At 68.7% G+C, this 23458-nt stretch carries 20 protein-coding genes; 14 read left to right on the top strand and 6 right to left on the bottom strand.

Annotated features, from left to right (window positions below; translation table 11 throughout):
• Nucleotides 1-45: 45 nt before the first annotated feature.
• Together ACEZHJ_RS01580 and ACEZHJ_RS01575 are read left to right on the top strand one after the other, a co-directional pair.
• On the top strand, nt 46-288 hold the full coding sequence (locus ACEZHJ_RS01580) for a DUF2970 domain-containing protein (RefSeq protein WP_018719021.1): 243 nt from the start codon (nt 46-48) through the stop codon (nt 286-288).
• A 114-nt stretch (nt 289-402) separates the two neighbouring features.
• On the top strand, nt 403-723 hold the full coding sequence (locus ACEZHJ_RS01575) for a cytochrome c (RefSeq protein ID WP_040409587.1): 321 nt from the start codon (nt 403-405) through the stop codon (nt 721-723).
• A gap of 37 nt (nt 724-760) precedes the next feature.
• On the opposite strand, the gene ACEZHJ_RS01570 is transcribed toward ACEZHJ_RS01575, so the two are convergent.
• Complete coding sequence (locus ACEZHJ_RS01570) at nt 761-1648, bottom strand: ferritin family protein (RefSeq protein ID WP_163139256.1); 888 nt, start codon at nt 1646-1648, stop codon at nt 761-763.
• Between the two features lie 181 nt (nt 1649-1829).
• Here ACEZHJ_RS01570 and ACEZHJ_RS01565 point away from each other — a divergent pair, with 181 nt between their 5' ends.
• Genes ACEZHJ_RS01565 through ACEZHJ_RS01540 form a run of 6 tightly spaced genes read left to right on the top strand, consistent with a single transcriptional unit; the run spans nt 1830 to nt 9655 of the window.
• Nucleotides 1830-4121: a NosR/NirI family protein gene (locus ACEZHJ_RS01565; protein WP_163139255.1), complete on the top strand. Its 2292-nt coding sequence runs from the start codon at nt 1830-1832 to the stop codon at nt 4119-4121.
• Nucleotides 4118-6040, top strand: coding sequence for a TAT-dependent nitrous-oxide reductase (nosZ, locus tag ACEZHJ_RS01560; RefSeq protein ID WP_018719025.1), 1923 nt, complete (start codon nt 4118-4120; stop codon nt 6038-6040). Before ACEZHJ_RS01565 ends, nosZ begins: the two co-directional genes overlap by 4 nt.
• Nucleotides 6041-7333 (top strand): nitrous oxide reductase family maturation protein NosD, encoded by a 1293-nt coding sequence (locus ACEZHJ_RS01555; RefSeq protein ID WP_163139253.1) that lies wholly within the window; start codon nt 6041-6043, stop codon nt 7331-7333.
• Nucleotides 7330-8253 carry an ABC transporter ATP-binding protein gene (locus ACEZHJ_RS01550; protein WP_018719027.1) on the top strand — a complete coding sequence of 308 codons (924 nt, stop codon included), beginning with the start codon at nt 7330-7332 and terminating at the stop codon, nt 8251-8253. The genes ACEZHJ_RS01555 and ACEZHJ_RS01550 overlap by 4 nt, the downstream gene beginning before the upstream one ends.
• Nucleotides 8250-9071, top strand: coding sequence for an ABC transporter permease subunit (locus ACEZHJ_RS01545; RefSeq protein ID WP_163139252.1), 822 nt, complete (start codon nt 8250-8252; stop codon nt 9069-9071). The genes ACEZHJ_RS01550 and ACEZHJ_RS01545 overlap by 4 nt, the downstream gene beginning before the upstream one ends.
• Entirely contained in the window at nt 9071-9655 is a 585-nt protein-coding gene (locus ACEZHJ_RS01540; RefSeq protein WP_163139251.1) for a nitrous oxide reductase accessory protein NosL, read from the top strand. Before ACEZHJ_RS01545 ends, ACEZHJ_RS01540 begins: the two co-directional genes overlap by 1 nt.
• A 459-nt stretch (nt 9656-10114) precedes the next feature.
• On the opposite strand, the gene ACEZHJ_RS01535 is transcribed toward ACEZHJ_RS01540, so the two are convergent.
• The 3 genes from ACEZHJ_RS01535 to ACEZHJ_RS01525 all read right to left on the bottom strand — a co-directional run bounded on the left by ACEZHJ_RS01535 (nt 10115) and on the right by ACEZHJ_RS01525 (nt 13731).
• Nucleotides 10115-12916, bottom strand: coding sequence for a valine--tRNA ligase (locus ACEZHJ_RS01535; protein WP_018719711.1), 2802 nt, complete (start codon nt 12914-12916; stop codon nt 10115-10117).
• A gap of 109 nt (nt 12917-13025) precedes the next feature.
• A complete protein-coding gene (locus ACEZHJ_RS01530; RefSeq protein WP_018719710.1) occupies nt 13026-13454 on the bottom strand; it encodes a phage holin family protein in 429 nt (142 codons plus the stop codon).
• A gap of 4 nt (nt 13455-13458) precedes the next feature.
• Entirely contained in the window at nt 13459-13731 is a 273-nt protein-coding gene (locus ACEZHJ_RS01525; protein ID WP_018719709.1) for a YqjD family protein, read from the bottom strand.
• Nucleotides 13732-13925: 194 nt separating this feature from the next.
• Here ACEZHJ_RS01525 and ACEZHJ_RS01520 point away from each other — a divergent pair, with 194 nt between their 5' ends.
• The 4 genes from ACEZHJ_RS01520 (at nt 13926) to ACEZHJ_RS01505 (ending at nt 18417) form a co-directional block, all read left to right on the top strand.
• A complete protein-coding gene (locus ACEZHJ_RS01520; protein ID WP_163139250.1) occupies nt 13926-15296 on the top strand; it encodes an L-serine ammonia-lyase in 1371 nt (456 codons plus the stop codon).
• Between the two features lie 114 nt (nt 15297-15410).
• Nucleotides 15411-15797 (top strand): rhodanese-like domain-containing protein, encoded by a 387-nt coding sequence (locus ACEZHJ_RS01515; RefSeq protein WP_018719707.1) that lies wholly within the window; start codon nt 15411-15413, stop codon nt 15795-15797.
• Between the two features lie 46 nt (nt 15798-15843).
• Nucleotides 15844-17397, top strand: coding sequence for a phospholipase D family protein (locus tag ACEZHJ_RS01510; RefSeq protein ID WP_018719706.1), 1554 nt, complete (start codon nt 15844-15846; stop codon nt 17395-17397).
• A 102-nt stretch (nt 17398-17499) separates the two neighbouring features.
• The gene (locus ACEZHJ_RS01505) at nt 17500-18417 is read left to right on the top strand and encodes a cation diffusion facilitator family transporter (protein WP_163139249.1); all 918 of its coding nucleotides are present in this window, start codon (nt 17500-17502) and stop codon (nt 18415-18417) included.
• A 582-nt stretch (nt 18418-18999) separates the two neighbouring features.
• On the opposite strand, the gene ACEZHJ_RS01500 is transcribed toward ACEZHJ_RS01505, so the two are convergent.
• Both ACEZHJ_RS01500 and dctP read right to left on the bottom strand, forming a co-directional pair.
• Nucleotides 19000-21198, bottom strand: coding sequence for a TRAP transporter large permease subunit (locus ACEZHJ_RS01500; protein WP_018719704.1), 2199 nt, complete (start codon nt 21196-21198; stop codon nt 19000-19002).
• A 99-nt stretch (nt 21199-21297) separates the two neighbouring features.
• Nucleotides 21298-22434, bottom strand: a complete 1137-nt coding sequence (gene dctP / locus ACEZHJ_RS01495; RefSeq protein WP_018719703.1) for a TRAP transporter substrate-binding protein DctP — start codon at nt 22432-22434, stop codon at nt 21298-21300.
• A gap of 380 nt (nt 22435-22814) precedes the next feature.
• Between dctP and ACEZHJ_RS01490 the strand changes: the two genes are divergently transcribed.
• Nucleotides 22815-22982: a phospholipase D-like domain-containing protein gene (locus ACEZHJ_RS01490; RefSeq protein ID WP_375036161.1), complete on the top strand. Its 168-nt coding sequence runs from the start codon at nt 22815-22817 to the stop codon at nt 22980-22982.
• A gap of 75 nt (nt 22983-23057) precedes the next feature.
• Entirely contained in the window at nt 23058-23297 is a 240-nt protein-coding gene (locus tag ACEZHJ_RS01485) for a hypothetical protein (RefSeq protein ID WP_375036158.1), read from the top strand.
• The last annotated feature ends 161 nt before the right edge of the window (nt 23298-23458 follow it).

The following is a 23458-nucleotide window of genomic DNA, read 5'->3' as shown; positions in this document are numbered from 1 at the left end:
CGTTTGCCCGCTATAATGGCGACTCATTCCGAGAGGGAGACAGTGATGAGCGACGGTGAGCGCGAGCACAGCACGGACGCCGGCCAGGGGCGTCCGCCGTCCACGTGGCAGGTGATGAAGAGCGTCGCCGCGGCGGCGTTCGGCGTGCAGTCCGAGGCGGCCCGTCAGCGGGACTTCACCCGTGGCCGGCCCGGCACCTTCATCATCGCCGGCGCCGTGTTCACTGCGGTGTTCGTCGTCGCCCTGGTGGTCATCGTCAACCTGGTTCTCAGCGCGGCCGGCCACTGACCCCGAATTCCCCCGGGGTAGTGGGCGGCCTTGCCGTGCGCCCTTAATGAAGTAAAATACGTACTTCATTTAAAAGGCGCCACCGGCGCCACTGCCCTGGGGGATGTCCAGATGATGAAGAAAGCGATCGTGTTCACGGGGATGCTCGTCTTCGCCGCCGCCGTCAGCGCCAAGGGGGATCCGGCCGCGGGCAAGAGCAAGGCGGCGGTCTGCGCCGGCTGCCACGGCCAGGACGGCGTGTCGATCGCGCCGATGTATCCGAACCTCGCCGGCCAGAAGGAGCAGTACCTGGTCAACGCCATCACCGCCTACCGGGAGAAGCAGCGCACCGGGGGCAACGCCCCGACGATGTACCCCATGGTGGGCAGCCTGTCGGACCAGGATGTCCAGGATCTCGCCGCCTACTTCTCCTCTCTGCCCGCCGGCGGCAAGTAGATCCGGCACCGGGCGGGCCGGGCGCGCGTCGTCCGGCTCACCCCCGCACCAGCCCGGCGCGCACGTCGCCCAGGATCGCGATCCTGGGCACGATCCCGTCGGCCCGCGACTGCGCCTCGCGCACCAGGGCCTCGTCCTTCGCCTCCTCCGCCGTGCTCATCAGCGCCGCATAGAGCGCCTCCGTCGTCCGCAGTGCCGCGTCCACATGGCTCAACGGGGTGCCTGCGCTGCCGGGGGAGGCCGACGGTTCCCCGTCCGCATCCGTGTACAGGCGGGCCAGACGCGCCGCCGCGCCCTCCAGCCCCTGGTTCCGGCAGGCGGCGACGGCGGCGGCGAGCTGGCCGCGTAGCGTGGTCTCGCCGCTGTCCATGTACGCACGGAGCGCTCCGGTATCGGCGAACGCGCGGGTGCCGGGACCGATGCGTCGCCGCGCCCGCCGGCGTTCGAGGCGCAGCAGGGCGACGTGGCCGAGCTCCTCGTCGGCCATGCGCTCGGCGTACTCGCGTACGGCGGGCTCCTCCGCCTCGGAGGCGATGCGCACGTAGAAGGCGAAAGCCCGTTCCTCGTTGTGCACGGCGAGCTCCAGGGCCCGTAGCGGCGTCATCAGTGCCTCGCCGCCGGCGTCCGCAACCGCGTCCTCCGACAGCGACTCCGGCGACTGCCAGCGAAACCCCGGCAGCGAGTCCGTGTCGACGCCCTGCCGGCGGCCCCACTCGGCGATGCCGTGCTCGTGTTCGCGTTCCTGCTCCGCGAGGTCGGCGAAGACCCGGGCGAGGGCGGCGTTGCCGGCGGCGTGCATGCGTGCCGCCAGTGCGTCATAGCGACACGCGGCCTCCCGTTCCATGGCCGTGGCCAGGGCGAACAGTGCCGGCACACTGTCAACGGCCGGGAGGGCATCGAATTTGTATATTTCGTCCTTGTTCATTGATGTATCTCCAACACGTGACAACGATCGGAAAGCCCTGTCTATTCTGACCTAACGTGACCATGCCCACATGTTGACCTCGGTCAAGCGAATCATTGAATGACAAAAGTAGCATTGCATATACATTGAAATGAGCTGACGGCGACAGCCGTGACAGCCGGTGACGGAAGGTGACTTTCCCATGCGCGTGTCCCTGCCCGCTGCAACGACCCGGTTACTGGGCCTGTCCCTTGCCGTCGTTCTGCTTTGCCTGCTGCCCGGCGTCGCCGGTGCCTCGGCCTCCGCGCTGGGGCACTTCCTTGAGCGGGTGCAGCCGGGGCAGGTCTTCCCGGGGGCGGAGCGTTTCGGTCCGGTGCAGACCGACCCACCGGTAGCCCCGGTGTTCCGGGGCGGCGAGCAGGTCGGTTACGTGCTGCTCAACACCGACTACTCCCAGGCCATCGGCTACTCCAGCAAGCCCATCGACATCCTGGTCGGTGTCGACAATGACGGCATCGTCCGCGGTGCGCGGCTGGTGCAGCACCACGAGCCGATCGTGTTGATCGGCATCCCGGAGAAGCGTATCCGGGCGTTCCTGGACCAGTTCATCGGCTTCGACGCGACCCGCGGCACGGAGATGGAGGAGGCGGTGGACATCGTCTCCGGCGCCACGGTGACCGCCATGGTCATGGAGGACAGCACCCTCTGGGCCGCCAACCAGGTGGCCCGGCGCCTGGGCCTCGGTGACCTGGAGGCCGACGGCGGGGACGAGGGCGGCAGCGCACGGTCCGTGGACACGGAGGCCCCCGTGAAGGTGCGGGACTGGAGTGCCCTGACCGCGGACGGCTCGGTGGCTTCCATGCGGGTCACGGTGCGCGAGGTGAACAAGGCCTTCCGTGGGCTGGACAATCCCAAGGCCCGGCGGCGCCCGGAGAAGGGCCCCCAGGACGACACCTTCGTGCAGCTCTACACGGCGCTGGTGAGCGTGCCCACCATCGGGCGCTCGCTGCTCGGCGAGCACGGCTGGGACAACCTTCAGGCCCGGCTGGAGCCGGGCCAGCAGGCGATCCTCATCGCCGGGCGGGGCCGTTATTCGTTCAAGGGGTCGGGCTATGTGCGCGGCGGCATCTTCGACCGTGTCGAGATGGTGCACTCCGGCGGCACCACCCGTTTCCACGACTACCAGTACACCCGGGTGCGCGAGCTCGCGGCCGAGGGGGCACCGGAGCTCGAGGAGATCGGCGTGTTCGTCGTGCCCGCAGAGGCACACTTCGATCCGGTGCAGCCCTGGAAGCTGGGCCTGCTCGTCCAGCGGGCGACAGGCGCGCTGTCCAAGGTCTTCGTGAGCTTCGAGCTGGACTACCAGCTCCCCGAGCGCTACCTCACCCCCGCGCCGAAGGCGCCGGCGGCCGGAAGCGGCAACGGCGGCGCGGCGCCCGGGGCCGCGACCGCCCCCGGGCGCGGCAGCGACCTGTGGAAGCGGGTCTGGCAGGGCAAGCCGGTCAGCATCGGCATCCTCGCCGCGCTGCTCGCGGTGGTCACCGCCATCTTCTTCTTCCAGGGCACGATATCGCGGCGGCCGGCGTTGCGGCGCTGGCTGCGCTACGGCGTGCTGACGTTCGTGCTGGTCTGGCTCGGCTGGTGGTCGAACGCCCAGCTCTCGGTGGTGAACGTGTTTGCCCTCACCAACGCGGTGCTCACGGGCTTCAGCTGGACCTACTTCCTCATGGACCCGCTGGTGTTCATCCTCTGGGCGAGCGTCGCCGCGGCGATGATCTTCTGGGCCCGGGGGGCGTTCTGCGGCTGGCTGTGTCCGTTCGGCGCGCTCCAGGAGCTGACCAACCACATCGCCCGGTGGCTCGGCGTGCGCCAGATCCGCGTGCCGTTCGCGCTGCACGAGCGGCTGTGGCCGATCAAGTACGTGATCTTCCTGCTGCTGTTCGGCCTCTCGCTCTACGACCTCGCCCTCGCGGAGCGCTTCGCCGAGGTCGAGCCGTTCAAGACCGCGATCATCCTGAACTTCGTCCGCGACTGGCCGTACGTGGTCTACGCACTGACGCTGCTCTCGGTGGGGCTGTTCATCGAGCGCTTCTTCTGCCGCTACATCTGCCCGCTCGGCGCTGGGCTCGCGATCCCGGCGCGGCTGCGGACCTTCGAGTGGCTCAAGCGCTGGCCGGAGTGCGGCAGCCAGTGCCACCGCTGCGCCCGCGAGTGTCCCGTGCAGTCCATTCACCCCGAGGGGCACATCAACGTCAACGAGTGCATCTACTGCCTGCACTGCCAGGAACTCTACTTCGACGACCACCGCTGCCCGCACAACGTGACCCGCCGGCTCAAGCGCGAGCGCCGCCGCGCCCTGGGCCGGCGCGGGCGTGAGCAGGGGGGCGCGCAGCCGGCGGCCGCCGGCGCGGGCGCCGCGACCGTGCATTCCGTGGGCTGGGGGGAGACCCGCCGGTCCGGATCCGACCAATCGACACAGGAGAACGGGCAATGACCGACCAGAATCACAAACAGGGGCTCAGCCGCCGGGCCTTTCTCGGCGGGTCGACCCGGCTCGCCTCACTCGCGGGGCTGACCGGGATGACCGGCATCGGCGCCGGCTGGGCGCTGCAGCCGGGTACGGCACAGGCCGCCGACGCCGCCAACGTCGGCCCTGGCGAGCTGGACGAGTATTACGGCTTCTACTCCAGCGGCCAGACCGGCGAGGTCCGTCTCTACGGCGTGCCCTCGATGCGCGAGCTCATGCGCATCCCGGTGTTCAACCGCTGCTCGGCCACCGGCTGGGGGCGTACCAACGAGAGCCTGAAGGTCCTCCGCGACGGCCTCACCGAGGAGACCCGGGCCTACCTCGACGAGCACGGCGAGAGCCGGCACGGCGTGTGGGTCAACGGCGACGCCCACCATCCGCACCTCTCCTACAAGGACGGCGTCTACGACGGCCGCTACGTGTTCATCCAGGACAAGGCCAACCGCCGCATGGCCCGCATACGCTGCGACGTCATGAAGTGCGACAAGATCGTCGAGATCCCCAATGCGACCGCCATGCACGGCATGCGCCCGCAGAAGGTGCCGCACACGCGCTACGTCTTCGTCAACGGCGAGCACCGGGTGCCCGTGCCCAACGACGGCCGCGACCTGGACGACCCGAGCAAGTACCACGCGATCTTCACGGCGGTGGACGCCGAGAAGATGGAGGTCGCCTGGCAGGTCATCGTCGACGGCAACCTCGACAACAACGACTGCGACTACCAGGGCAAGTACACGTACTCCACCTGCTACAACTCCGAGGAGGGTACGACCCTGGAGGAGATGACCGCCCAGGAGCAGGACTGGGTGGTGGTGTTCAACATCAAGCGTATCGAGGACGCGGTGGCCGCCGGCAAGGCGGACATGATCGGCGGCGTGCCGGTGGTCGACGGCCGCCACGGCTCGCCCTACACCGCCTACATCCCGGTGTCCAAGAGTCCGCACGGCATCAACACCGCGCCGGACAAGCAGCACGTGGCCATCAACGGCAAGCTCTCGCCGACGGTCTCGCTGATGGACGTCACCCGCCTGGACGATGTCTTCGCCGGCAAGATCAAGCCCCGCGATGCCATCGTCGCCGAGCCGGAGCTGGGTCTCGGGCCGCTGCACACCGCCTACGACGGGCGCGGGAACGCCTACACCACGGCGTTCATCGACAGCCAGATCGTCAAGTGGGACATGGCCAAGGCCATCCGGGCGTACAACGGTGAGGACGTGAACCCCATCGTCCAGAAGCTCGACGTCCATTACCAGCCCGGCCACAACCACACCTCCATGGGCGAGACCCTGGAGGCGGACGGCAAGTGGCTGGTCTCGCTGAACAAGTTCTCGAAGGACCGTTTCCTCAACGTCGGTCCGCTCAAGCCCGAGAACGACCAGCTCATCGACATCTCCGGCGACGAGATGAAGCTCGTCCACGACGGGCCCACGTTCTCCGAGCCCCACGACATCACCATCGTGCGTGCCGATCTCATCCAGCCGAGGCAGACCTGGGACCGCAAGGACCCGATGTTCGCCGAGACCGTGAAGATGGCCGAGGCGGACGGCGTCAACCTCATGGGCGGCAACAAGGTGGTGCGCGACGGCAACAAGGTACGGGTGTACATGTTCTCCGTGGCACCGAAGTACAGCATGGACGAGTTCCGCGTGAAGCAGGGCGACGAGGTGACGGTCGTGGTCACCAACATGGATACCGTCGCCGACGTGACCCATGGCTTCACCATCGAGAACTACGGCCTGGCCATGGAGATCTCGCCCCAGCAGACGTCGTCGATCACCTTCACGGCGGATCGCCCCGGGGTCTACTGGTACTACTGCCAGTGGTTCTGCCACGCCCTGCACATGGAGATGCGCGGGCGCATGCTGGTCGAGCCGAGGGAGGCCTAGGTGCCGGTGCGCACGCCGGCGCCGGACCCCGACCGCCGGGCGGCATCGCCCGTCCGGTGGCTCGCCGGTCTGTGCCTGCTGGCCGTCGCGGTGGCGGCCTGGCCGGCCGCCGCGGCGTCGCTGGCCGAGCGCGTGCGCGATGCCGGGCCGGGGGCGGTGATCCACCTCGCCCCCGGCACCTATCACGGCCCGGTCACCATCGACCGGGCCCTGACCCTGGAGGGCGAGCCCGGGGCGGTGATCGTCGGCGACGGCGAGCACAGCGTCGTCACCGTGACCGCGCCGGACGTCGTCGTCCGCGGCCTCACCATCCGCGACTCCGGCAGGAGCCTGGCCGACATGGACGCGGGTATCACCCTGACCCAGGCGGCACGGGGGGCGGTGGTCGACGGCAATCGCCTGGAGGGCAACCTCTTCGGCGTCCACGTCGCCGGTGCGCCGGATGCGCTGGTGGCCAACAACGTCGTCATCGGCCTGCGCGGCCGCCACATGAGCGAGCGCGGCAACGGCGTGTATCTCTGGAACGCCCCGGGCACGCGGATCATCGGCAACCGCTTCCGCTACGGCCGCGACGGCATCTTCTCCACCACGAGCAAGCGCAACCTCTTCGCCGGCAACCGCTTCGAGGACCTGCGCTACGCTGTGCACTACATGTACACCAACGACAGCACCGTCCGGGACAACGTCTCCGTGGGCAACCACGCCGGCTACGTGATCATGTACTCCAGCCGCATCGCCATCCGGCGCAACGTCTCCCGCAACGACCGCGATCACGGGCTGATGCTGAACTTCGCCAACCACAGCGAGATCGCGGGCAACGCCGTCATCGACGGCAGGGGCAAGTGCGTGTTCATCTACAACGCCAACATCAACGTCTTCCGCGGCAACCGCTTCCGCGGCTGCGACATCGGTGTGCACTTCACCGCCGGCTCCGAGCGCAACACGCTCGTGGGCAACGCCTTCATCGACAACCGCACCCAGGTCAAGTACGTGGGTACGCGCAACGTGCGCTGGTCGAAGGACGGGCGGGGCAACTACTGGAGCGACCAGACCGCCTTCGACCTGGATGGCGACGGCATCGCCGACCAGCCCTACCGCCCCAACGGCCTGGTCGACCAGGTGATGTGGCGCACACCGGAGGCCAAGCTGCTGATGTCGAGCCCGGCGGTGCAGATGCTGCGCTGGATGCAGTCGGCGTTCCCCACCATCCGTCCCGGCGGCGTGGTCGACGAGGCCCCGCTGATGCACCCGCCGGCGCTGGCGCCCAACGTGGCCGCGGAGGTGGCGGAATGAGCGATGCCGTGATCGAGCTCCGGGGCGTGGAGAAGCACTACGGCCGGTTCCACGCCCTGCGCGGCATCGACCTCGCCGCCCGGGACGGGGAGCTGCTGGCGCTGCTCGGCCACAACGGCGCCGGCAAGACCACCCTGCTCAAGATCCTGCTCGGCCTGACCGGCGCCAGCCGCGGTCACGTGCGGGTGCTCGGCGAGCGCCCCGGCACGCCCGCCGCCGTCGCCTCGCGGGCGCGGATCGGCTTCCTGCCGGAGAACGTGGTCTTCGCCGGCGGCATGACCGGGCGCGAGGTCGCACGCACCCTGGCGCGGCTGAAGGGCCGGCCGGTGGCCGAGTCGGAGGCGCTGCTGGAGCGGGTCGGGCTCACGGATGCCGCCGCGCGGCCGGTGCGCACCTACTCCAAGGGCATGCGTCAGCGCCTCGGACTGGCCCAGGCACTGATCGGCCGGCCCCGTCTGCTGCTCCTCGACGAGCCCACCACCGGCCTGGATCCGGTGCTGCGAAGGACGTTCTACGCCATCCTCGCCGAGCTCCGGGGCGAGGGCACCACGATCCTCGTGTCCTCCCACGTGCTCGCGGAGATGGAGCTGCACACCGATCGCGTCGCGATCATGCGCGGCGGCGAGCTCACCGCCTGCGACACCCTGCCGGGCCTGTGCAGCGCCGCGGGCCTGCCGGTCCGGGTGCGGGTGCAGCCCGGCGACGGCGCCGCGGCGCAGTGCCTGTTCGAGGGCACCTGGCCGGCCCGGCGCCAGGCGAACGGCGGGGTGGAGCTGCAGATCGCCGCGGACGAGAAGATGCCCGTGCTGCGCTGGCTCGGTGGACTGCCGGACGGCGCGGTGACGGACGTGGGTATTCACACGCCGAGCCTGGACGAGGTGTATGCCCACTTCGCCAGTGCCGAAGGGGAGGGCGCATGAGGGGCGTTCTGGTGATGGCCGGCCGGGAGATCCGTGCCGGGCTGCGCAACCGCTGGGTGGTGGCGGCGACCGGCGTGCTCGCCGTGCTCGCGCTGGTGCTGGCGTTCCTGGGCAGCGCCCCCGCCGGCGAGGTGGGCGCGGACGCGCTCACGGTCAACGTCGTGTCGCTGTCGTCGCTGTCCATCTACCTGCTGCCGCTGATCGCGCTGATGCTGAGCTACGACGCCATCGTCGGCGAGGCGGAGAACGGCACCCTGCTCCTGCTGCTCGCGTATCCCGTCTCGCGCTGGCAGGTGCTGGCGGGCAAGCTCATCGGTCATGCGGCGATCCTCGCGTTCGCCACGGTGGTGGGTTTCGGCCTGGCCGGTGCGGCGATCGCCGCCACGGGCGAGGTCGACGCCCAGGGCGTGTACGCCTTCGCCCTGCTGATCGGCTCATCCGTGCTGCTCGGCTGGGTGTTCGTCGGGGTCGGCTATCTGCTGAGCGCGGTGGTGCGCGAGCGCAGCACGGCGGCCGGGCTCGCGATTGCGGTGTGGCTGCTGCTGGTGGTGCTCTACGACCTCGCGCTGCTCGGCGGTCTGGCGGTTACCGGTGGTTCCGGGCTCATCGGCCGGCTGGTGCCGGCGCTGCTGCTGCTCAACCCGGCGGATGCCTACCGCCTGCTCAATCTCGCCGGTCTCCCCCAGGTGGCCGCCTTCTCGGGGCTGGCCGCCGCGGGCCGGGGCGTTGCCGCCTGGGCGCCGCCGGTGGCGCTGCTCGCGTGGGTGGCGGTGCCGGTGGCGGCCGCATGGCTGGTATTCCGCAGGAGGGCACTGTAATGCTGAGGCCACGCTTTCGTTTGGGACTTCCCGGGGTCGTGCTGCTTGCCGTACTGCTGGCAGGTTGCGGTGAGGGCGGTGAGTCCGCCACCGCGCCGCCGGCAGTGGCGCCGACGCGGGAGGCGCTGACCTACTATGGCGGCATGATTCTGGTGGACCACCGCGGCCCCAAGGCGCAGATCCACCTGGCCTCCCGGGACGAGCCGCTGTGGTTCCCCCAGGTGCGCAATGCCGTGGCCTTCACGATGTCGCCGGAGGAGCCGGACGACATCACCGCGATCTACGTCACGGACATGGCCGCCGCCGGGGAATGGAGCTCTCCGGGGCAGTGGATACCGGCGCAGGACGCGGTCTACGTGATCGACAGCGAGTGCCGCGGCGGCATGGGGGCGCTGGAGGCGGTGCCGTTCTCGGAGCGTGGGGCCGCGCAGGCGTTCATTGAGCTGCACGGCGGTGCGCTGGTCGACTGGGACGCCATCCCGAAGGACTACATCCTGGAGCGTTCCATCGCGGTAATCGATTCCCCGACGATGCAGGGGATGGATGGCGGGGGCGGCTGCCGGCGGCTGGCGCCGGCGCAGTAGCACTTTGGCGGCACGCCCGTCAGGTGAAACGTCGCACGCCTTGGGCGCACGACCTACGCGCGCGCAGCCGGAGGTGGGTCGTGCACGGCCGCACGACCATGTGCGACAGGGCTCCTCGGTGTTCGCCGGCGCGCCATTGAGGACGTCGCACGCCTTCGGCGCACGACCGCCGCGCGCGTGCAGCCGGAGGTAGGTCGTGCACGACCGCACGACCGTGTGCGACAGGGCTCCTCGGTGTCCGCCGGGGCGCCATTGAGGACGTCGCACGCCTTCGGCGCACGACCTACGCGCGCGTGCAGCCGGAGGTAGGTCGTGCACGGCCGCGAGGCCGTGTGCGACATCGCGGCCACGGCGGGGAAGGGTCCGCGTTGACCCTGGACCGTCGTCGGACCGGGGCAGGCATTGCCGCAACGGGAACTGCGGGTGCCCCGTGCGGGGCACCGCCGCCGGTGATCCGGCTCAGCCGGGGATGCGTTCGACGCGCTCGTACTGCTCGTTGAGCCGTGCCAGCGCCGATTCGAGTTCGGCCAGCCGGTCCCGCTCCTTCTGCACCACGGATTCCGGGGCGCGGGAGACGAAGTTCTCGTTGGCGAGCTTGGCGCTCACGCGCTCGTGATCCTTTGCCAGGCGGCCGCGCTCCTTGTCCAGCCGGGCGAGCTCGGCGGCCTTGTCGATGAGCCCGGCCATGGGCACCAGCAGCTCCATCTCGCCGATCAGGGCGATGGCGGACTCCGGGGCGTCGTCCCTGGCGACGAAGTCCACCGACTCCAGCCGCGCGAGCGCGGCGAGGTAGTCGCGGTGGCGCGCCACGCGGGCGCGGTCCGTTTCCGAGGCGTTCACCAGCAGCACGGGCAGGGCGCGGTTGGGCGATATGTTCATCTCGCCGCGGATGCGGCGCACGCCCAGGATCACCTGCTGGACCCAGGCGATCTCCGCCTCCGCCTCGCTGTCCTCGCGCGCGGTCTCCGGCGCCGGGTAGGGCTGGCGCATGATGGTCTCGCCCTCCACGCCGGCGAGGGGGGCGACCCGCTGCCAGATCTCCTCGGTAATGAAGGGCATGAACGGGTGGGCGAGCCGCAGCACCGCCTCCAGCACCCGCACCAGGGTACGCCGGGTGCCGCGGCGCTCGGCCTCGCCGGCGTTCTGCAGGACCGGCTTGGAGAGCTCCAGGTACCAGTCGCAGTACTCGTCCCAGATGAACTCGTAGAGCGCCTGCGCGGCGAGGTCCAGGCGGTAGCCCTCCAGGCCGTCGATGACCGCGGCCTCCGCGCGCTGCAGCCGTGAGATGATCCAGCGGTCCGCGTGGGAGAGGCTCACCTCGCCGCCGTCGACGCCGGTGTCCTCGCCCTCGGTGTTCATCAGCACGTAGCGGGCGGCGTTCCAGAGCTTGTTGCAGAAGTTGCGATAGCCCTCGACGCGGCCCATGTCGAAGACCACGTCGCGCCCGGTGGTGGCGAGGCTGGCGAAGGTGAAGCGCAGCGCGTCCGTGCCGTGGGCGGCGATGCCCTCGGGGAAGTGCCGGCGGGTCTGCTTCTCGATCTTCGGGGCGAGCTGCGGCTGCATCAGCCCGCTGGTGCGCTTGGCCACCAGGGATTCCAGGTCGATGCCGTCGATGATGTCGATGGGGTCGAGCACGTTGCCCTTGGACTTCGACATCTTCTGGCCGTCGGCGTCGCGCACCAGGCCGTGGATGTAGATCTCGTGGAAGGGCACGTCGTCCATGAACTTCAGCCCCATCATGATCATCCGGGCGACCCAGAAGAAGATGATGTCGAAGCCGGTAACCAGCACCGAGGTCGGATAGAAGGTGCGCAGGGCGTCGGTGTCCTCGGGCCAGCCGAGGGTGGAGAACGGCCACAGCGCCGAGGAGAACCAGGTGTCGAGCACGTCGTCGTCGCGGGTGAGGGTCACTTCGTTGCCCAGCCCGTGGAACGCGCGGGTCTCCGCCTCGTCGTGGCCGACGTAGACGTTGCCGGCCTCGTCGTACCAGGCGGGGATACGGTGGCCCCACCAGATCTGGCGGCTGATGCACCAGTCCTGGATATCCTCCAGCCAGTTGAAGTAGGTCTTGTCCCAGTTGCCCGGGATGAAGCGGATGCGCCCGCTGGAGACCGCCTCGATGGCCGGGCGGGTGATCATCCGCCGGCCGCCGGGGCGCCCGTCGGGAAGCTCCTCGCGGGTGAGGTCCACGAACCACTGGTTGGTGAGGTAGGGCTCGATGACCGCGCCGCTGCGGTCGCCCCGGGGCACCATCAGGGTGTGGTCCTCAACGCGCTCGAGCAGTCCCGCGGCGTCCAGGTCGGCGACGACGCGCTTGCGCGCCTCGTAGCGGTCGAGCCCGCGGTAGGCCTCGGGGGCGTTGTCGTTGATCGCCGCCGAGGGCGTGAGCACGTTGATCTGCTCGAGATCGTGGCGCAGGCCGACCTGGTAGTCGTTGAAGTCGTGGGCCGGGGTGATCTTCACGCAGCCGGAGCCGAACTCCGGGTCCACGTAGTCGTCGGCGATCACCGGGATCTCGCGCTCCACCAGGGGCAGGCGGATGCGGTGGCCGATGAGATGGCGGTAGCGCTCGTCCTCCGGGTGCACGGCCACGGCGGTGTCGCCGAGCATGGTCTCCGGGCGGGTGGTGGCCACCACGACGTGGCCGCTGCCGTCCGCCATCGGGTAGCGCATGTGCCAGATGTGGCCCTTCTCCTCCTTGGACTCGACCTCCAGGTCGGAGACGGCCGTGTGCAGGACCGGGTCCCAGTTCACCAGGCGCTTGCCGCGGTAGATCAGGCCCTCGCGGTAGAGGCGCACGAAGGTCTCGCGCACCGCCGCGGACAGCCCCTCGTCCATGGTGAAGCGCTCGCGGGACCAGTCCACGGACGCGCCCATGCGCCGGAGCTGGTTCTGGATGGTGCCGCCGGACTCCTCGCGCCACTGCCAGATCCGCTCCACGAAGGCCTCGCGCCCGAGGTCGTGGCGGGTGCGCTCCTCGCCGGCGAGCTGGCGCTCGACGACCATCTGGGTGGCGATGCCGGCGTGGTCCGTGCCGGGCTGCCAGAGCGTGTTACGCCCGCGCATGCGCTGAAAACGGGTGAGCGTGTCCATGATCGTGTCCTGGAACGCATGGCCCATGTGGAGGGTGCCGGTTACGTTCGGCGGCGGGATCATGATGCTGTAGGGCTCACCCTGCCCGGAGGGCGCGAAGTAGCCGTTGCGCTCCCAGGTCTCGTACCAGCGGGGCTCGATGGCGCGCGGATCGTAGCTCTTCTCCATTATCAGGCATCCCGACGGTTGCAGGGTTGGGCGGTAAACCTGCAAGTATAACGCAGCCGTCGGGTATCAACAGCCGCAGACGCGCGCGCCGCGGCGGCTGTGGAACGGTTCAGCGCTTCGGCATCAGCAGGTCCCGCACCGCATGGCGTGCCCGCGGACTCACCCCGAGGATCACTCCGGCGGCGAAGGCGGCCCCGGCGGCGGTCTTGCGGTTGCTGCGGATGGCCGTTGCCAGGTCCTCGCCCAGGCGGGCGGCGGCGTCCACGCCCATGTCGCCGTCTGCCCGGTCACGGGCCTCGCCCGTCCGCTGTGGCGCACGGGCGAGGCTGCGCAGGCTCAGCACCAGCAAGGCCGCCACGATCAGACCGCCGACCCCGACGACGGCACCTGCCGCCGCCGGGGACATGACGCTCGTGAGCGCCATATAGGCGGCGGCCGCCAGGAAGCCGAGCCCGCCGAGCGCGAAGAACGTGGCGAAACCGGCAATCAGCATCGCCGTAAGGGCCCGGGCCAGGGCCTCGCTGATACGCTCGCCCATGGGCTTAACGACGGCCGTGCAGCAGCAGGCCGGTGATCAGTCCGCCGATGAACATCACCAGGACGCTGGTGAGGGGGCGCTCGCTGATCTCCCGCTCGACACTCTGCTCCGCCTCGTGGGCCCTGTTGCGCGCCTGGGAGGCGCCCTCGCGCACGCGCTCGTAGGCCTGATGGCCGCGCTCGGAGGCAAGCTCGCGCACCGTGCCGGTGAGCCCGCGGAGGTCCTCCTGAAGCTGATTGATATCGTTGCGCAGCTTGTCGTAATCCTGCTCAGCCATGATGGCGTCTCCCTTTCGTTGTTACAGAAAATCCCGTTCCCCAGTCAGCAGTTGGGGATTGCGTGACGTGATTTAAATGGCACCCGCGGCGATGTCGCCGTGGATGTGCCGGGCGTCGCTTTCGCTCAAGCGCGTGCCATTGCGGGGGAGTATCAATAAGACATTAATACGCTTCCCCGGTAGCGGAGGTGGCGATGGCGGTGAGCATCTTCGAGCTGTTCAAGGTAGGGGTCGGCCCGTCGAGCTCGCATACGGTAGGACCCATGCGGGCGGCGCGGCTGTTCGTGACCGCGCTGGCGGAGGAGGGCAGCCTCCCGCGGGTTGCCGGCGTGCACGTGGGGCTCTACGGCGCCCTCGCCGCCACCGGCCGGGGCCACGGCTCGGATACCGCGGTCATGCTCGGCCTGGAAGGGGAGGACCCGGAGACCGTGGACATCGAGGCCGTGGACGAGCGGGTGGGCGCGATCCGCGAGCGGGGTCGCCTGCGCCTTGCCGGCGAGCACGAGGTCGCGTTCCATCACCGCCGCCAGCTCGTGATGAACAAGCGAAGGAGCCTGCCCGCCCATCCCAACGGCATGTGCTTTACCGCGGTGGACGGCGATGGTGCGGTGCTCGCCGAGCGCACGTTCTATTCCGTGGGCGGCGGCTTCGTGGTGGAGCCGGACGAGTCGGGCAACGCCCGCGTGGTCGCGGACACCACGCCCCAGGCATACCCCTTCCGCACCGCCGCCGAGCTGCTGGGCCATTGCCAGGAGACCGGCCTGCCGGTCAGCGCGGTGATGCGCGCCAACGAGCGGGCCTGGTGGGATGACGACGGCATCAGCGTGGGGCTGTGGCGTATCCACGATGTCATGGCCGCCTGCGTCGCCAACGGCTGCGCCCGCGACGGCGAGCTGCCCGGGGGCATGCACGTGCGCCGCCGGGCGCCGGGGCTGCACGAGCGGCTGCGCGAGCGCGAGGACCGCGGCGACCCGCTGGACGTCATGGACTGGGTCAGCCTGTATGCCATCGCTGTCAACGAGGAGAACGCCTCCGGTGGCCGGGTGGTGACGGCGCCCACCAACGGCGCGGCGGGCATCATCCCGGCGGTGCTGCACTACTACACCGGTTTTCGTGATGGTGACGACGCCGGGGTCGAGCGCTTCCTGCTCACCGCCGGTGCTATCGCGGTGCTCTACAAGGAAAACGCCTCGATCTCCGGCGCCGAGGTGGGCTGCCAGGGGGAGGTCGGCGTGGCCTGCTCGATGGCGGCCGGCGCGCTGGCAGAGGTCCTCGGCGGCACGCCGGAGCAGGTGGAGAACGCCGCGGAGATCGGCATGGAGCACAACCTGGGCCTGACCTGCGATCCGGTGGGTGGACTGGTGCAGGTGCCCTGTATCGAGCGCAACGCCATGGGCGCGGTGAAGGCCATCACCGCCGCGCGCATGGCGCTGCGCGGCGACGGCCGTCATTTCGTCTCCCTGGACCGGGTGATCCGCACCATGCGCCAGACCGGCGCGGACATGAAGACCAAGTACAAGGAGACCGCGCGGGGCGGGCTCGCGGTGAACGTCACCGAGTGCTGAGCCGTTCCCCGCCTGCGGGGGCGCCCGGACTGTCGGGAAAACGCCCCACCGCGCGGATGCGCGGGGTCGTGTTATCGTCCTTCCGAACCGCAGACCACCAAAGGGAGGACGGCGATGGAGACGCTCAGCGTCGAGGACGGGACCCTGGAACAGTGGGGGCCGAAGGAACTCTACGAGGCCTTCCAGCGCGGGGAGGTGGCGATCATCGACGTGCGCACCCCCCAGGAGTTCGCTTTCGAGCACATCAAGGGTGCGCTGCTCTCGCCCCTGGCGACCTTCGATCCGGCAACGCTGCCCAGCCAGGAGGGCAAGCGGCTGGTCTTCCACTGCGGCTCCGGTGTGCGCTCGCGCCGGGTCGCGGAGGCGTGCCTGCGCTCCGGCCATGACCGGGTCGCCCACCTGGAAGGCGGCTTTGCCGCGTGGAAGGGGGCGGGGCTGCCGTATGTAGCCATCGACCCGGCCACCGGCGGACAGCACGTCGTCGGCGGGCGCCAGGACTGAGTGGCGGTGTGACGCCGTGTCACACGCCTGAGCCCACGGGCGCCCGGTGACCCCGCCGGCCGGAAGCGGTCCGCGCCGGGGCAAGCGGCGCCGGCGCCCGCTGATCCTGCTGCCGCGGCGTCGCCGCGGCGCGGCGCAGGCGCAGGAGCGCTCGGCCTCGCTGCCCGTCAGCGAGGCGGTGCTCACCAGCCTCGGCCGGGCGGTCACCGACCGCCTCGCCGAGCATCCGGACTGCAGCGGCATCCACCCGTTGCCGAATCCGGTCAACGCCTTCTCCGCCCGGGTACTGCTCGCCGAAGCCGCCGAGCGCACCCTGGATGTCCAGTACTACATCTGGCAGAACGATCTCACCGGCACCCTGCTGCTGACCGCGCTCTACGATGCCGCCGAGCGCGGCGTGCGGGTGCGTCTGCTCCTCGACGACAACGGCATCGACGGACTGGACCGCACCCTGGCCGCCGTCAACGCCCACCCGAACATCGAGGTGCGGCTGTTCAACCCCTTCACCCTGCGCTGGCCCAAGTCTTTGGGCTTTCTCACCGACTTCGCCCGCGCCAACCGCCGCATGCACAACAAGTCGTTCACCGCCGACAACCAGGCGACCATCGTCGGCGGGCGCAATATCGGCGACGAATACTTCGGCGCCGGCGAGGGCGGGGTGTTCGCGGACCTGGACATCCTCGGCGTCGGTCCGGTCGCGCAGGACGTCTCCACCGATTTCGACCGCTACTGGGCCAGCGCCTCGGCCTGTCCGCTGGAAGCCATACTGGCGCCGCCGGAGTTCGCAGAGCCCGGGCTGGACGCGGCGGAGGCGACGCTCTCCGCCACCCCCATCGCCCGTGCCTACCTGGACGCGGTGCGCGGCAGCAGCCTGGTGCGGGATCTGGAGTCCGGCGGCCTGGCGATGGAGTGGGCGCGCACGGAGATGCTGAGCGACGACCCGGCGAAGGGCCTGGGCCGGGCGCCACCGGAAGGGCTGCTGACCCACCGGCTGGTGGGCCTGATCGAAGGCGCGCAGCGCTCATTCAACCTGATATCGCCGTACTTTGTGCCCGCCGGCCGGGGCACCGGGCTGCTCGGCGGCCTGGTGGCGCGGGGCGTGGCCACGCGGGTGCTGACCAATGCGCTGGAGGCCACGGATGTCGCACTCGTGCACGCCGGCTACATGAAGCGGCGCCGCGCGCTGCTGGCCGCCGGGGTGCGCCTGTTCGAGATGCGGCGGCACTCACCGAAGGGTGACTGGAAGGACATCGCCGGCCCGTTCGGCATCTCCGGCGCCAGCCTCCATGCCAAGACCTTTTCCGTGGACGGCGAGCGGGTGTTCGTCGGCTCGTTCAACTTCGACGCCCGCTCCGCGAACCTCAACACCGAATCGGGCTTCCTCATCGACAGCCCGGAGCTCGCCCGGCGCATCGACGAGGCGTTCGACACCACCGTCGCGGAGACCGCCTACGAGGTCCGCCTCAACGGCGGTGCGTTGCAGTGGGTCGAGCACGACGGTGGCACCCCGGCCGTCTATCGCCGCGAGCCCAACACCGGTTTCGCCCGCTGGCTCGTGCTGCGGCTGCTCTCGTGCCTGCCCATCGAGGCGCTGCTCTAGGCGGGCAGCCGTTACCCCGGCTCCGGCGCGTTGTCCCTGGCCCGAGTCCGGGCGGCAGGGTATGGTCATCGGCGCCAGCCCAAGGACAAGGAGGACCGCCCCATGGCGGGTTCGAGCAAGAAGGTCATCTTCGCCGCCCTCGGCGGCAACCTGCTGATCGCATGCACCAAGTTCGTCGCGGCCGTATTCACCGGCAGCTCCGCCATGTTCTCCGAGGGCGTGCACTCGCTGGTCGATACCGGCAACCAGATCCTGCTGCTCTACGGCATGCGTCGCGCCGCCCGCCCCGCGGATGCCGAGTACCCCTTCGGCTACGGCAAGGAGGTGTACTTCTGGAGCTTCGTCGTGGCGATCCTGATCTTTGCCGTGGGCGCCGGTATCTCGCTGTACGAGGGCATTCATCACATCATCGCGCCGGCGTCGATCAGTGACCCGTTCGTGAACTACATCGTCCTCGCCCTGGGCATGGTCTTCGAGGGGGCGGCGTGGTTCTTCGCCTGGACCGAGTTCAGCCGCGCCAAGGGCAAGCGGGGCTACCTGGAGGCGGTGCGCCGCGGCAAGGACCCGACCATGTTCGTGGTCCTCTTCGAGGACTCCGCCGCCATGCTCGGTCTGCTCACGGCCATGGCCGGCATCTTCCTTGCCGAGTACACCGGGCTGCTCTGGCTGGACGGCGTGGCCTCGGTGATCATCGGCTGCATCCTCGGCGCCACCGCCATCTGGCTGGCGGTCGAGACCAAGGGGCTGCTCATCGGCGAGGCCGCCAACCGGCCGGTGATCGACGGCATCCGCGAGCTCGCCGCGGACGTCCCCTCCATCGAGCGTGTCCACGAGGTGCTGACCATGCACATGGGGCCGGACTTCCTGCTCGTGAACATCAGCGTGAAGTTCGCCCCCGGGACCGTCGCCGCCGATATGGAGGCCGCCATCGCCGGCCTCGACGGCCGCATCAAGGAGGCCTACCCGCAGGCGCGCCGTATCTTCGTCGAGGCCGAGGGGCGTGCGGAGGCGGGACCCTGAAGGCGGCTGGCGTGGGTCCTGTCCCGTTTCCTGCCGTCAGGCGTGGACTCGCATCCACGGGGCCAGGCCTGGCACCCCGGCCGTAGGGCTCGAGCCCGACCTCGATACGCGATGGGCCGGTGATCCCGATAAGGCGCGGTGGGAGCCGTGGGCGCCCCGGCGGCTCATAGGCGCGCCACCACGCCTCCCATTTCGATGCCCGACGAGGCCCGCGCCAACCGCCATGGCAGCCGGTGCCCCTCCACGCATGAGGTGATAGGCGGGGAAGGGGCCGTCACCCCGCGCGGCCGGGGTGGGCGGATGCCATGGATCACCGGGGCGCGGCCCTGACCATGACACCGAAGTTCCTACTCAAGGCAGGAAAACGACGGACCGGCAATCCATTGCCCGTCGCCAGCATTTGCGCCCCCCGGGTGGCTGCTTCAAGAAAGCCCCGGCGGGATGTCGAGGAGCACTGGTGCTGTCGCCGTCGACACGAAACCGGCCTAGCCCGGAATCGATACCGCACGCGCCATGCCTTGCCCACCCCGCCCTCCCACCATGCAGCTCGCGTGAATAAACACTAGTTCTGATGACAGCGCATTAATGGCCGCCGTAGACCTTGTTGGGCAGCCAGGTGATCAGGTCCGGGAACAGCACCACCAGCGTCAGACCTACCAGCTGAAGAGCCAGAAACGGCAACGCCGACTTGAAGATGGTAGACATCGGTATCTCTGCCGGCGTCACGCCCCGTATGTAGAACAGCGCGTAGCCGAATGGCGGACTCAGGAACGACATCTGCATGTTCACCAGATACAGCACGCCGAACCACAGCGCCACGTTGCCCGGCTCCACGCCGTCCAGCCCGAACAGGCCGTTGAACTCCAGGCCGCTGATCAGCGGCACGAAGATCGGCACCGCGAGCAGGAGGATGCCCACCCAGTCCAGGAACATCCCGAGGAAAATGAGGATGAGCATCATGATCGCGAGGATGCCGTAGGAGTGCAGACCGGAGCCACGGATCAGCTCCTGCACGAACTCCTGTCCGCCCTGGAGGATATAGAAGCCCACGAAGATAGTGGCGCCGAAGGCGATCCAGAGCACCATCGCGGTGGCCTTCAGCGTCGTCATGCAGGCCGCGTGCATATTCGGCCAGGTGAGCCGGCCGTGCATCAGGGCAACGATCATCGCGCCGAGCGTACCGATACCCGCTGCCTCCACCGGCGTCGCCAGGCCAGTGAAGATCACGCCGAGCACCAGAATGACAAGCGCCACCGGTGCCAGCATACCGCGCAGCAGACGCATCTTCTCCGTGAAGCTGACACGGTCCTCCGGCGGTAGCGGCGGCGCCGTGCCGGGCTTCAACGTTGCCCGCAGCCAGACGTAGGCCATGTACATGCCCGACAGAAGCAGGCCAGGGATCACCGAGCCAATGTAGAGCTCGCCGACGGACTGCTGTGCCACCACGCCGTAGATGATGGCGAGGATCGACGGCGGGATCAGGATGCCGAGCGTGCCGCCGGCCATGATCGAGCCGAGTGCGATCTTCGGGTCGTAGTTGCGCTTGAGCATTGCGGGCAGGGCGATGATGCCCATGGTCACCACCGCCGCGCCGATCACACCCACCATCGCGGCCAGCAGCGTGGACGCGAAGACGGTGGCGATGCCGAGACCGCCCTTCAGCCCGCCCATCCACTTGTAGATGACGTCGAACAGCTCCTCGATCAGGCCCGCCTTCTCCAGGATCGCCGCCATGAAGATGAACAGCGGTATCGCGGAGAGCTGGTAGTTGGTCATCAACGGGAAGATCCGCGATGGGATCAGGTTGAGCATGTAGTGATCCCCGATCAGGTATAGGAACACCACGCCCAGGCCGCCGGTGACGAAGGCCAGCGGCAGGCCGCAGAGCAGCACCACAAGCAGCGAACCGAACATGATCCAGGTAATGGAGCCGATGCCGACGTCACCCAGACTGCTCTCCAGCGTGAACAGGAAGTAGCCCTCGTCATAGAAGGCGATGTTGATGAGCTCGATTACCGTAATGGCCACGATGGCGAGGCCGATAACGAGCAGGATGCGCGACAGCAGCAGTCCCTCGGTGTGGAGCCGTACCGCCTGACGATAGATCTGGACGTCCTTGATGAAGCGTGCCAGCCCCTGCAACAGCAGCAGCACGCCGCCGAAGAAGATCGTGAACTTCACTGGGTAGTACTCGATCGCCCACTCGGTGAAGGACACCTCGTTGCGATAGCCGGTCGCGAAGAAGAAGTGCTCACCCGACATCGCCTGGGAGAAGAAGATCCAGCCGGTGAAGATCAGGGCCCACATGAAGATGAAGAAGAACGTCGCCGTGACCAGATCCAACGACGCCCGTGTCAGGGGCTTGAATCGGGCGTAGAGCACGTCGACACGCACATGGCCGTCCTCGCGTAGCGTGTAGGCGCCGGCCACCAGGTACTGCATGCCGAACATCAGGAACATGGATTCGTGTACCCAGTTCGTCGGGGAGTTCAGCGCATAGCGCACGAACACCTCGTAGCTGTAGACGAACGGGGCGATCATCGCCCAGTAGCCGACGTAGCGGCCGGTAAAGCCCGAGATCGTGTCCGCCAGCCGGGTGATGGCATTGCCCGGCGCCTCCGGCACCTCGCCCGCCGTGGGGACCTCCTCGGTGGACGTGCCGCTGACCGTGCCCCCGCGGCGGAAGCTTCGGTCGACCATGAACATCACGACCAGCGGACCGATGAGCAGCACCGACCAGTACAGCCAGTGCGGCAATACGAAATTGACCTGCAGGTTCATCGATAATCTCCGCACCAACGGCCGCGCCCTCCCTGGCGCGGCACGCAGTGAAATCGGGGGCTCCCTTAAAGGGAAGGCCCCCGCCCCCAGACGCGAGATTCAGATATTGAGCTCGTGGCCCTTGATGTCTTCTTCGGTGATCACCGCGACGGCGGGATCCTGCATCGTCTTGAGATGGATCTGGAAGAACCGGGCCGCGTCGGGGTCCTTGTTGGCCCACTTGAACCACAGCGGGATGGCGGCCTTGCGGAACTTGTCCGCGTCGTCTTCGGAGAGGTGAATGACCTCCACGCCTTTCTCCGCGTACTTGGGCCACGCCTTGGCGTTGGCCGTCTGGATGGCGGCGTAGTGCTCGCGTGAGTAGGCCGCGACCAGCTCGTGCATGACGTCCTGGGTCGCCTTGGACATCTTCTCGTAGACGCGGCGGTTGACCGAGAAGTCCATGAGGTCGACCGGCTGGTGCAGGCAGGGCGTCGAGGGCGGGCCCATGATGATGTAGTCCGCCACCTGCCAGAAGCCGAGCTCGTAGTTCACCGCGGCACCCACGTAATCGGCGGCGTCGATGGTGCCCTTCTCCAGCGCCGGGTAGACGTCGGAGCCCGGGAGCAGCGTGGTACGGGCGCCCACGGACGCGAACGTCTCCGCCACGATGCCGCCGGGCATGCGCAGCTTGACGCCCTTGAAGTCGTCGAAGCTGCGCAGCGGCTTCTTCGAGTGGATGAGGTTCATGTCGTGGTGGATGTAGCCTAGGAACTCCAGCCCCTGCTTGTGGTAGAGGTCCTTGACGAAGCCCATGCCGCCGTAGGCGCCGAACATCATGTCCCAGTGGTGGGGCATGGATAGCGCCATGGGGTAGGAGCTCATGAATACGCCGGCGGGCATCTTGCCGGCCCAGTACACCGTGAACCAGTTCATGCCGTCGAGCACGCCGTTGCGCACGGCGTCGGCGAGCTCAAAGGCGCCGGCGACGGACCCCGCCGAATACGGTTCCACCGTGACCTCGCCGCTGGTCAGCTCCTTCACGCGCCCCGCCCAGCTTTCGAATGTCTTATAGCCGGTAGTGCCCGCCTGCCAGGAGGTCTGCACGCGAAGCTTGATGCCGTTGGCCGCACTTGCATTGCGGATGTAGGGCGCACCCAGTGCCGCCGCGCCGCCCGCCCCAAGGGCCGCGGTCTTGAGGAATTTGCGTCGGCTGGTACCGGCGCGCTCATCAGGACGATCAGTATTCTCGGTCATGCCGCTCTCCTCCTCATAAAGACCCTGCCAGGCGCTCTTTCGCTTCCGCCTTGTCACGCCCTTCTGAAAGGGGCGCTCGCCGTAAAGCTTAGTCGACTACCGCCGTCTTACACGTCGATCGGTGACGCGCTGGATCTCGCGGTTGCGGGGGGACGCATGCTGCGGCCTGTCGTCGCTGACACGTCCTGGGTCGACGATACCCTCGGGCGGTTTCTTTATCTTCTGGTCTTGGATATTCAGAGTATCAGGACATCTGGACAGCGCCAGTGTCCGGAGTATCGGTAGTCGTGAGGAACATCGAGGGGGACTAAAATGGAGATTACGTCAGCTTTGCGGTCTCCGAACGACTCGGGGTATCACGCGGATCATTCGTCGGCGGGCTGATCGGCATTTCCGGCGCCAGCCTCCATGCCAAGACCTTTTCCGTGGATGGCGAGCGGGTGTTCGTCGGCCCGTTCAACTTCGATGCCCGCTCCGCGAACCTCAACACGGAATCGGGCTTCCTCATCGACAGCCCCTCGCTCGCCTGGCGCATCGACGAGGCGTGACATCATCGCGCCACCGCCATCTGGCTGGCGGTCGAGACCAAGGACCTGCTCACCGGCGAGGCCGCCAACCGGCCGGTGATCGACGGCATCCGCGAGCTCGCCGCGGACGTCCCCGCCATCGAGCGTGTCCACGAGGTGCTGACCATGCACATGGGGCCGGACTTCCTGCTCGTGAACATCAGCGTGAAGTTCGCCCCCGGGACCGTCGCCGCTGATATGGAGGCCGCCATCGCCGGTCTCGATGCCCGCATCAAGGGGAGCTATCCCGAGGCCCGCCGCATCTTCGTCGAGGCCGAGGGGCGCGCCGGGGCGTAGACCCGGGGGCTCACACGGCGGCCGGCGCGACAGCGCCGGTCACCGCATGCCGGTATGCCGTCCCGGCCTTCGAGGTCGCCGATTCCCGGTGCGGCGTCCGCGTACGCGGCGTGTCCGGTGGCTGTAGTGGCGGTCCTCCGTCGAGTTGCCGGTGGAAGAGG

Source organism: Arhodomonas sp. KWT2 (genome assembly GCF_041949875.1).
In the GTDB taxonomy this organism is placed as follows: domain Bacteria; phylum Pseudomonadota; class Gammaproteobacteria; order Nitrococcales; family Nitrococcaceae; genus Arhodomonas; species Arhodomonas aquaeolei.
The sequence above is the reverse complement of the archived record's forward strand: the minus strand, read 5'-3'. Positions and strand labels throughout refer to the sequence as shown.

Coding starts and splice junctions, on each gene's coding strand:
- ACEZHJ_RS01545 (WP_163139252.1), top strand. CDS start 8,250: ATGAGGGGCGTTCTGGTGATGGCCGGCCGGGAGATCCGTGCCGGGCTG.
- ACEZHJ_RS01570 (WP_163139256.1), bottom strand. CDS start 1,648: ATGAACAAGGACGAAATATACAAATTCGATGCCCTCCCGGCCGTTGAC.
- nosZ (WP_018719025.1), top strand. CDS start 4,118: ATGACCGACCAGAATCACAAACAGGGGCTCAGCCGCCGGGCCTTTCTC.
- ACEZHJ_RS01520 (WP_163139250.1), top strand. CDS start 13,926: ATGGCGGTGAGCATCTTCGAGCTGTTCAAGGTAGGGGTCGGCCCGTCG.
- dctP (WP_018719703.1), bottom strand. CDS start 22,434: ATGACCGAGAATACTGATCGTCCTGATGAGCGCGCCGGTACCAGCCGA.
- ACEZHJ_RS01515 (WP_018719707.1), top strand. CDS start 15,411: ATGGAGACGCTCAGCGTCGAGGACGGGACCCTGGAACAGTGGGGGCCG.
- ACEZHJ_RS01500 (WP_018719704.1), bottom strand. CDS start 21,198: ATGAACCTGCAGGTCAATTTCGTATTGCCGCACTGGCTGTACTGGTCG.
- ACEZHJ_RS01535 (WP_018719711.1), bottom strand. CDS start 12,916: ATGGAGAAGAGCTACGATCCGCGCGCCATCGAGCCCCGCTGGTACGAG.
- ACEZHJ_RS01540 (WP_163139251.1), top strand. CDS start 9,071: ATGCTGAGGCCACGCTTTCGTTTGGGACTTCCCGGGGTCGTGCTGCTT.
- ACEZHJ_RS01525 (WP_018719709.1), bottom strand. CDS start 13,731: ATGGCTGAGCAGGATTACGACAAGCTGCGCAACGATATCAATCAGCTT.
- ACEZHJ_RS01505 (WP_163139249.1), top strand. CDS start 17,500: ATGGCGGGTTCGAGCAAGAAGGTCATCTTCGCCGCCCTCGGCGGCAAC.
- ACEZHJ_RS01575 (WP_040409587.1), top strand. CDS start 403: ATGAAGAAAGCGATCGTGTTCACGGGGATGCTCGTCTTCGCCGCCGCC.
- ACEZHJ_RS01550 (WP_018719027.1), top strand. CDS start 7,330: ATGAGCGATGCCGTGATCGAGCTCCGGGGCGTGGAGAAGCACTACGGC.
- ACEZHJ_RS01530 (WP_018719710.1), bottom strand. CDS start 13,454: ATGGGCGAGCGTATCAGCGAGGCCCTGGCCCGGGCCCTTACGGCGATG.
- ACEZHJ_RS01565 (WP_163139255.1), top strand. CDS start 1,830: ATGCGCGTGTCCCTGCCCGCTGCAACGACCCGGTTACTGGGCCTGTCC.
- ACEZHJ_RS01580 (WP_018719021.1), top strand. CDS start 46: ATGAGCGACGGTGAGCGCGAGCACAGCACGGACGCCGGCCAGGGGCGT.